Here is an 8488-nt window from a genome sequence, read left to right as displayed (position 1 = left end):
AAGCCTCACCGGGCTATTGGAAAACTTCCGCCTTTGCGCTACTATTTGGATAACTTTGTCACTAACCCCCAAAAATCCAATATGTACTGGACTCTTACAGTAAATTGCAGGCTGAGGCCGTTTTAGATATAATAGATTACTTCTCTCGTGGTGGGTGTAGCCCAGAGGCCTAAGGCGTCAGGTTGTGGCCCTGAAGATCGAGGGTTCAAATCCCTCCACCCACCCCATACCACACTTCAAGACAACTGCCCAGTGCTACGCGACAAAAGGGATAACTCCGTTTAAGAATTTGCTCTCACCCTCACCTACGCCTCTCCCATCAAGGGAGAGGGAAAGTAATAAATGAGTTAAATCCTTCCCCCTACCCCAAATCCAACCCTCTTTTTGAATTGGCTAACACCTCACCTTTTTATCCTCTCCCACAAGGGGCGAGGAAAACGAGTATTGTTGCTCCATGCGCAATCGTTTATAATTGAGGCGATGCGCCTGTAGCTCAGTGGATTAGAGCATCGGTCTTCGAAACCGAGGGTCGTGGGTTCGAATCCCACCAGGCGCACCACTTTTGAAGCTAGATGCCAACATTATTTCACTAAATTATTCCACTAAACGCTGTTTACTATTCCGTTTGCTATTCTATTTTTACAATCAGCAGTCACTATTGTGAGTAATTTACTATTCTGGTATAGACCTATATTGAAATCGATTTTAGTCATTAAGGGAAAAACAACTCAATCGTCTCTTTAATGGTCTCAACGTCAAAAGCGAGACCTAATCCGGCAAAACTTGGTATAACTGTCGCTCCAAGGTGAACTGGAGCGTATTTAGTTTCAGCGACAATTCCCAATAACACAGGAGGAGCCGAACCCATTAATATAGCATCACCTTGGATTCGACCAATCACAGGTTTCAGTATAACAGGGCTACCGCTTGACCCAGGTATGGTCGCGCCGTCAATAAGGAATGCGCGGAGTTTACGCTCGCGTAGACCTGCCCCTTGTATTTGTATTTTATCTGCCAGAAGCGTCCCTATCTTCGTAGATATCATGCCTTGACGTATCAAAGGGAAGTTGGATTCTCCTTGACGCAAGCCAAGAGGGTAGCCAATCGTAACGATTTCTTCGCCAACGGTGATATCTAGCTCTTTTCTTTTTGCCTCATCAGCAAACAGACTGTAATCAACCCAACGCTTTTCTATTTTTGGGTTAAATTGCATTACATCGGTGACATCGACTGCAATAACGTCTGTGTCTGCATCAACATGCTCCCGAAATCGCTTTGAACCATCTGGATAGCATAAAGGAACATCACCACAGATTGTCCCAGCACTGCCATCGGGTTCTTTTGTATTGAAATGGCATTTTATGTGTGTGACCAGAGAACGTTGCGATGGATTACTGCATATTACATGTTTATTCGTAACGAGAAACACCTTACCTTGTTCCAACCCTGTATTCCTCAAGACAAGAAATCCGGTGCCGGATTCTCCCTGTGGATTTTCAATCGGGACTGTCGCGTATATCCATCCCTTTACCAAGGGTGAAGCCATTTTACCTCCTTCGATATATCAACTTGATTTATCTTGGTTAAGATTATTGACCATATTACAGCAAAGGGAGCTCTCTTGCTATGGGCAATGAATGCTGCACAAAGTTGGAATAAGTTTTTGCCACTTAAATTGTAAGCTTTTTTTGCTATTCCGTTTGCTATTCTTTCTTTGCAGCCGTTAGTCACTATTGTGCGTAATTAACTGTTCTCGGATGGCGGTAAAAAGTGTCAAACTCTAGCTAAAAGCGCCTTTACAGACGCACTTCGAAACCGAGGGTCGTGGGTTCGAATCCCACCAGGCGCACCACGCCTCTCCCCCCATAATGTCATATTTCTTTAATTTTCACTCTCTCTTTGTTATACTTTGTAACCACAAGGCTGCTAAAGTAAGGCAGTCCGAAGTATAAGTTTAGTCCCAGACTTTCACCCTCACCTTATTCCTCTCCCCTCAAGGGAGAGGGGATGGGTACGAAGGAGGCTAAGATGTTCGTTGGCGATGAGGACAACAAGCCTGTAGACAAAGCCACCATCAAGGAAAGCAAGGACCTGCTGCACCGCCTCATCCGCGAGCAGGCAATAAAAACGCGCGAGGACTATACCGCCGCCGTGTTCGCCATCAACCGCGTGACGCCGTATAAGGATACCGACCCGGAAGTGGCCGAAATACTCAAGGCCATGGAAAGAACTTTCTCCACTTTGCCGCCCTTCGGCCAGGTTTAGAATAAAAAGATAGCAATGGAGTATTCTTCTCCGACGGTTGTTACAGGCATATCAGGTGTATTGACAGGCGACATAAATCTCCTACAATAACGTTAGAATGAAAAAACGCATTATCCCCTTCCTTATGCTGGCCGCATTGCTCTCAGCAGGAGCCGTGTTTTTCTTTTTGCGCGTTTATGAAATCCCCGGCGCCGCCTGACTGGGGGCGGCGTGGAGGCTCAAAATATCCGGAACGAACCTGTTCAGCGTCATTGTAATCAATCTGTTGCTGACCTTGTTTTTGAGTGGCCTGACGTCCTGGGGGGCGGGTTATTATCCAATACAATATCAAACTTCACTGGACGGCGTGGCGACCATCGACGATGCAATTGAGATATGCAAGGATAGTGGATTAAAGGGATGGGACATGGCAGCTTACGCACAGAACCTTACGGCCAGAAAATTCGACTACTCGCGCAGGAACCCCTGGGATACGCCTGAACGCGCCTTCGAACGGGGGCAGGGCTACTGCCAGCAGCAAGCGCTGGCTTTACAAATAATCTACGACCATCTGGGGACAGATTGCAGGCCGGTGTATGCCGCACGCTGCCGCTTTGAAGCGCGCATGATAGACGGCCAGATGGCCAGGGAGCGCATCACCGGGCACACCTGGCTGAAAGTAAAAATAGACGGGAAAGAGGTGGACGTCTGCCCGGGCAGCGTAACCAATTTGCCGGGAGTGGCCAATTTCACCGTTTTATCAGAAGTAAAACCGCTTTCTCCGCTGATGCAACCCATCATTCACATCATATCTGTGGTGGCCAATACGCTGCGCGTACCGGCTAAATAACTGTTTCAGTCACTTTCAAATCTTTTAATTTGAGCGGCGAGAAACTGCGCCACTTCAGAGGTCTCGAAAGGCCAGGCATAAACGAAGCGCACGCCCGGATGTTTTTCCTGAGCTTTTTTTACCGCCTGAGCGATGTCTTTTTCGGAGTGCTCTCCACCGCGCGTCATCATGGGGGTGACCACAAATACCCTCGCGGCGCCGGAAGAGGCGGCATGTTCCAGAACCTCGCCTAGGCTGGGTGCACAAAACTCATTGAAGCCCAGAATCACTTCATATCCGCTGGAGCGTTCAAGCTCGGCAGCGATTTCCTGAAAGGAAGCAAAGAAAGGGTCATTTTGCCGGCTGCGCGGCCATTGCCGCATTTTCTGCTCCAGCTCTTCATAGCGGCTTTCCAGTGCCGGGCTGTGTGACACAGCCGCTGCCTCCAGCCGGGCATGCAAAGACATGAACTCCGCCAGTTCGGGGCGCGGGAAGTCGGGGGGCGGCGACCCGTGCATTGCCAAAACAATTACGCTTTTCATTTATTCTCCTCCGGATTCATCGGTTCTCCCCAGACCCCGTCTCTGTATAATTTTACCAACCTCGTTTCGGTTAAAACATTGGTCAGGTTTCGCTCACTTCGAGTATAAATGCGGATGTAGTTGGACGTATATCCCGACCAGACACCTGCGTTTGATTTTTGCTCCCACAGCACTGTTAAGGTCCTGCCAAGGAAAGCGCAGCGAAACTCTGCAGCACTTTCTTTTGCCAACGCCAGCATTTTAGCGGAACGCTCTTTTTTTATCCGCGCGTCTACCTGTCCGGTCATATCCGCGGCAGCAGTTCCCGGCCTAGGCGAAAAGGCGAATACATGGATGCGAGCAAAACCCACCCTGCGGCAGAAATCTACGGTCTGTTGAAACTCGGCATCGGTTTCTCCAGGGAATCCAACGATAACGTCAGTGGTTGTGGCCGCTTCCGGCAACGTTTCTCTAATCTTCTTCAGAGCTTTTTCAAATTCGGAAGTTGAATAGCCTCGTTTCATATGGTTGAGCACAACGTCCGCCCCGCTTTGCAGCGAGATATGAAAGTGGGGACATAATCTAGAATTCTTCCATAAAGCGAGTAATTCGGGGGTTATTTCGTACGGCTGCAACGAAGAAACACGCAGGCGCTCTATTTTCGTTTCGGCCAGGATGCGCCTAAGCAGCCCCTTGATATTTAAACCATCTGAGGAATATGAACCGACTTCCGTTCCGGTGAGCACCACTTCTTTATAGTCGTCAGCCACTCTGGCCTGAATTTCCGCCATCACGACGTCGGAAGGCAGGCTTTTTTCGCGCCCGCGCACCATCGGCACGATGCAGTAGGCACAGCGGCGGTTGCAACCGTCTTGCGCTTTGATAAAGGCCCGCGTGCGCAGACCAGTTTCTGTCATACCGGCAGGACTGGACGCCCCGAGACGCTGCGCAACTATCTGGGAAAGCGAGTCTTTGTCCTTATTTTTCAGAATCAAGTCTATGTCCGGTATACCCCACAGTTCACTCTCCGAGCAGTTGGCATAGCAGCCGGTGGCGACGATCAAAGCATTAGGGTTGTTGCGGCGGGCGGCGCGCAGAGACTGGCGGCACTTGCGGTCGGCGATATGGGTGACGGTGCATGTGTTGAGGATAAAAGCATCGGTCTTTTCATTGACGCCGACGATTTGACATCCTGCCGCAGCGAGTTGCCTGGCCAGCGTTTCCGACTCGGCCTGGTTCAGCTTGCAGCCGAGGGTTTCGATGGCAACGCGGATTTCTCGAGGCATAACACTAGAATTATAACAGAGGAAGACGCCAAATGGCATAATAAAAATGGAGATTAAAAGGATTTTTAGGGCTAGAATTTGGGAGATAACCCGGCCTGTTTGCACAACTCATTTGCGGTTATCCTGTCGAGGGTCGGATGCCGTTTCACCGGCACGGTTTTGATATCATTAGTATAGATAGAATGTTTGCTGCCTTCACGCAACAAACGAAAGCCATTTTCTTCAAAGTATTTCAACAAATCCCGACGTTTAACCGACAAACTATGCCTCTATAAGTACATGCTCAAGCAAACCTCCGCCCAAAGGTATCTCTCGCCCCTGTTGTTTATAGGCCATTATCATCTCGCCCACAGCGTCTTTGAGCAATTCCCTGCACTCGTCTATGGTTTTGCCCTCCGTAATCACTTCAGGCCATTCGACAAGCTGCCCCATGTAGCCAGAACTTATTTTCAGGTACTTGGCCGTGTAGCTCTTCAACACCCCTATCACCTCCATCACATAAACCTACTGTATTATAGCAAGTTCTCTTTACTGCACAAAGCATGAATTAATGATGATCATATAATTCTTTTTTGCAGCAATGTGAGTTTTTATGCTAAAGTATGCTCCAATAAGACTGATATAAAATCCTCGGAGTGCTATCTTATGTCAAACACCAATCACAGAGTCGTCATCACCGGTATAGGCATGCTTACCCCGTTAGGGCTGGATACCGCCAGCACCTGGCAGGGGCTTATCTCCGGTAAATCCGGAATAAACTGCATAACTCAGTTCGATGTTTCAAGACACGATACCAAAATTGCCGGCGAAATAAAGGGCTTCGACCCGACCGCCTTCATGAGCGTTAAGGAAGCTAAGCGCATGGACCGCTTCGCGCAACTGGCTGTAGCGGCTGCCAAACAGGCGCTGGTGCAGTCCGGACTGGTAGTGGACGCCTCCAACGCTGACTCTATCGGCACCATTATCGGCAGCGGCATCGGCGGACTAAATACCCTATTCGAACAGGCCAAAATCCTCATTGAAAAAGGCCCCGACAGGCTCAGTCCTTTTACCGTTCCTATGATGATCTCGGATATGGCGGCAGGGCAGGTATCGATTTCTCTCGGCCTCAAGGGCACCAACTTCTGCACTACTTCCGCCTGCTCATCGGGGGCAGATGCTATCGGCGTCGCCTTTGAATTTATCCGGCGCGGCGACATGCCCGTTATCTTCACCGGAGGCAGCGAATCCTGCATCAACCCCATCGGCGTCGGCAGTTTTAGCGCCCTCAAAGCTCTCTCGACACGCAATGACAGCCCCGAGACGGCTTCGCGCCCCTTCGATGCCACGCGCGACGGATTTATCATCAGCGAAGGCTCAGCGGTTCTTGTTCTGGAGAGCCTGGAACATGCCAGAGCGCGGGGAGCGCATATTATCGGAGAGATGCTCTCCTACGGGGCCAGCGCCGACGCCTACCACATGACGCAGCCCACCGAGAGCGGCGAGGGCGGCGTGCGCTCCATGAAACGAGCTATCGAGCGCGCCGGGTTGAAGCCGGAAGATATCGATTACGTCAACGCGCACGGCACTTCCACCCAGCTCAACGACAAGATGGAGACCTGTGCCATCAAGTCTGTCTTCGGGCAGAATGCCGGCAAAGTTCCTGTCAGCTCCACCAAATCCATGACCGGTCACCTCATCGGCGCCGCGGGGGCGCTGGAAGCTTCTATCTGCGCGCTGGTCATTAAAGAGGGCATCATTCCGCCCACTATCAACCTGACTCATCCCGATCCCAACTGCGACCTGGACTACGTGCCCAACAAGGCGCGCAAGGCCAAAGTAAAAATAGCCCTTTCCAACTCGTTCGGTTTCGGCGGGCACAACTCGACATTGATACTGGGACGATACAGCGAGGCAGGCGTTTGAACCGTTGCCGCTGGAGCATCCTGCCGCGTATACCGGCCGGTCACCCTATAAACACCGCTGAATACTCTCCGCTGCTGAAGCAACTCCTTTACAACCGGGGGCTGAGCGAACCCGCCCTGGCGCAAGCTTTCTTCAGCGCTGACAGCCGGTTGAGCGGAGACCCCTGGATGATGCCTGATATCGAGAAAGCTGTCCAGCGCATCCAGAAAGCCCTCCTCAGCGGCGAAAAGATAGCCGTTTACGGCGATTTCGACGTCGACGGCATCAGCGCCACAGCGTTACTGGTCAAGGGACTTGAGCGGCTGGGCGGTCACGTCATTCCTTACATACCGCACCGCTTACAGGAAGGGCACGGTTTAAACAGCTACGCCCTTGCAGAGCTGCGGGAACACGGTGTGACCCTGGTAATCACAGCGGACTGTGGCATCACCGGCACAGCGCAGATGCGTGAGACACACAAGCCCCGCCTGCCCCCGCTGGATTTGATAATCACCGACCACCACCTGCCGCTGGAAGAGTTACCCCCCGCTATTGCCGTAGTGGACCCCAAACGACAGGATTCGCGTTATCCTTTTGCAGACCTCGCCGGCGTGGGTGTGGCGTACAAGCTGTTGCAAGCTCTATATCAAGGTTTGGGTAAAGAAAATGAAGTCCAGGAGTTCCTCGACCTGGTGGCGCTCGGCACAGTAGCGGATATGATGCCTCTAGTAGGGGAAAACCGCTACCTTGTAAAAGCCGGCCTCGAACAACTGAGGAATACCACGCGTCCTGGCCTTAGAGAACTGGCCTCGCAGGCAGGCATCAAACTGGAAAAAATGGATGCCCAGGATATCTCTTTCGGCCTGGCCCCGCGCCTCAACGCCGCCGGCAGGCTGGAACACGCTATCTCAGCCTACAATCTGCTGGTAACCGAGTCACCTGAAGAAGCGCGCACACTGGGGCAAGCTCTGGCGGAACAGAACAGCGAGCGCCAGCGCCTTACCGCCGCTGCTATGACCCATGCCCGGGAACAGGTGGTGGCGAAGGGCATTTCGCCCATTCTTATCGCCCGCGACCCCGGCTATGCCGGCGGGGTACTGGGGCTGGTGGCGGGCAGATTGTGTGATGAGTTCTACCACCCTGCCATCGTCATACAGACAGGCGAAGAGGTTTGTCACGGCAGTTGCCGCAGCATACCTGAGTTCAATATTACCGAGGCTATCAGTAAATGCTCCGACCTGCTGACGCGCTTCGGCGGGCATGCCCAGGCAGCCGGTTTCACCCTGCTTGCTGCCAACCTGCCCAGGTTTGAAGAACGCCTTAACGAAATCGCCGTCGGTGAACTCGCCATGCTCGACCTGCGCCCCCGGATAGACATTGACGCTTCTGTCAGGTTCAGCGAACTGAGTGGAGCAACCCATACACAAATTCAGAAGCTGGCGCCCTTCGGCATGGGTAACGCAGCTCCTGTTTTCATCAGCCAGGGCACGCGCATCGCCGACTGCCGTACCATGGGCTCCAGCGGCGCGCACCTCAGGCTCAAGCTCAAGCAGGGCGCCGGTTTATGGGACGCGGTGGCCTTCGGTGCCGGCGAACGCATCGTGGACGTGCAACTGCCACTGGACATCGTATATAATCTGGAGCAGGACGACTGGAACGGGGAATCCCGGCTGCGTCTGAACATCATGGACTTTGCCCCGTCGGGCGTAAATATCTGAAACAGG

The 8488-nt window shown here is 52.1% G+C and carries 9 protein-coding genes and 2 tRNA genes; 6 read left to right on the top strand and 5 right to left on the bottom strand.

Annotated elements, in window-relative coordinates; genetic code table 11:
* Positions 1-150 precede the first annotated feature (150 nt).
* Positions 151-227, top strand: a tRNA-His gene (locus C4542_07660).
* A 255-nt stretch (positions 228-482) separates the two neighbouring features.
* Positions 483-559: transfer RNA gene (locus C4542_07655), tRNA-Arg, on the top strand.
* 153 nt (positions 560-712) lie between these two features.
* Here the strand turns inward: C4542_07655 and C4542_07650 are convergent.
* Positions 713-1546: a serine protease gene (locus C4542_07650; protein ID RJO60997.1), complete on the bottom strand. Its 834-nt coding sequence runs from the start codon at positions 1544-1546 to the stop codon at positions 713-715.
* A gap of 482 nt (positions 1547-2028) precedes the next feature.
* On the opposite strand from C4542_07650, the gene C4542_07645 reads away from it, so the two are divergent.
* Together C4542_07645 and C4542_07640 are read left to right on the top strand one after the other, a co-directional pair.
* A complete protein-coding gene (locus C4542_07645) occupies positions 2029-2265 on the top strand; it encodes a hypothetical protein (GenBank protein ID RJO60996.1) in 237 nt (78 codons plus the stop codon).
* 406 nt (positions 2266-2671) lie between these two features.
* Positions 2672-3094, top strand: a complete 423-nt coding sequence (locus C4542_07640; GenBank protein RJO60995.1) for a hypothetical protein — start codon at positions 2672-2674, stop codon at positions 3092-3094.
* A gap of 5 nt (positions 3095-3099) precedes the next feature.
* On the opposite strand, the gene C4542_07635 is transcribed toward C4542_07640, so the two are convergent.
* Genes C4542_07635 through C4542_07620 form a run of 4 tightly spaced genes read right to left on the bottom strand, consistent with a single transcriptional unit; the run spans position 3100 to position 5360 of the window.
* Entirely contained in the window at positions 3100-3615 is a 516-nt protein-coding gene (locus C4542_07635) for a hypothetical protein (protein ID RJO60994.1), read from the bottom strand.
* Positions 3612-4919: a tRNA (N(6)-L-threonylcarbamoyladenosine(37)-C(2))-methylthiotransferase MtaB gene (gene mtaB / locus C4542_07630; GenBank protein RJO60993.1), complete on the bottom strand. Its 1308-nt coding sequence runs from the start codon at positions 4917-4919 to the stop codon at positions 3612-3614. Before mtaB ends, C4542_07635 begins: the two co-directional genes overlap by 4 nt.
* A 32-nt stretch (positions 4920-4951) precedes the next feature.
* The gene (locus tag C4542_07625; protein RJO60992.1) at positions 4952-5140 is read right to left on the bottom strand and encodes a type II toxin-antitoxin system HicA family toxin; all 189 of its coding nucleotides are present in this window, start codon (positions 5138-5140) and stop codon (positions 4952-4954) included.
* A gap of 1 nt (position 5141) precedes the next feature.
* Positions 5142-5360, bottom strand: a complete 219-nt coding sequence (locus C4542_07620) for a type II toxin-antitoxin system HicB family antitoxin (GenBank protein RJO60999.1) — start codon at positions 5358-5360, stop codon at positions 5142-5144.
* A gap of 165 nt (positions 5361-5525) precedes the next feature.
* Here C4542_07620 and fabF point away from each other — a divergent pair, with 165 nt between their 5' ends.
* The gene (gene fabF, locus C4542_07615; protein ID RJO60991.1) at positions 5526-6785 is read left to right on the top strand and encodes a beta-ketoacyl-[acyl-carrier-protein] synthase II; all 1260 of its coding nucleotides are present in this window, start codon (positions 5526-5528) and stop codon (positions 6783-6785) included.
* Complete coding sequence (gene recJ, locus C4542_07610; protein RJO60990.1) at positions 6749-8482, top strand: single-stranded-DNA-specific exonuclease RecJ; 1734 nt, start codon at positions 6749-6751, stop codon at positions 8480-8482. The genes fabF and recJ overlap by 37 nt, the downstream gene beginning before the upstream one ends.
* Positions 8483-8488: the final 6 nt, after the last annotated feature.

The sequence above is a fragment of the Dehalococcoidia bacterium genome, from assembly GCA_003597995.1.
Taxonomy (GTDB): domain Bacteria; phylum Chloroflexota; class Dehalococcoidia; order Dehalococcoidales; family UBA1222; genus SURF-27.
Note: the sequence above shows the minus strand (reverse complement) of the source record. Positions and strands in the feature narration are given on the sequence as shown.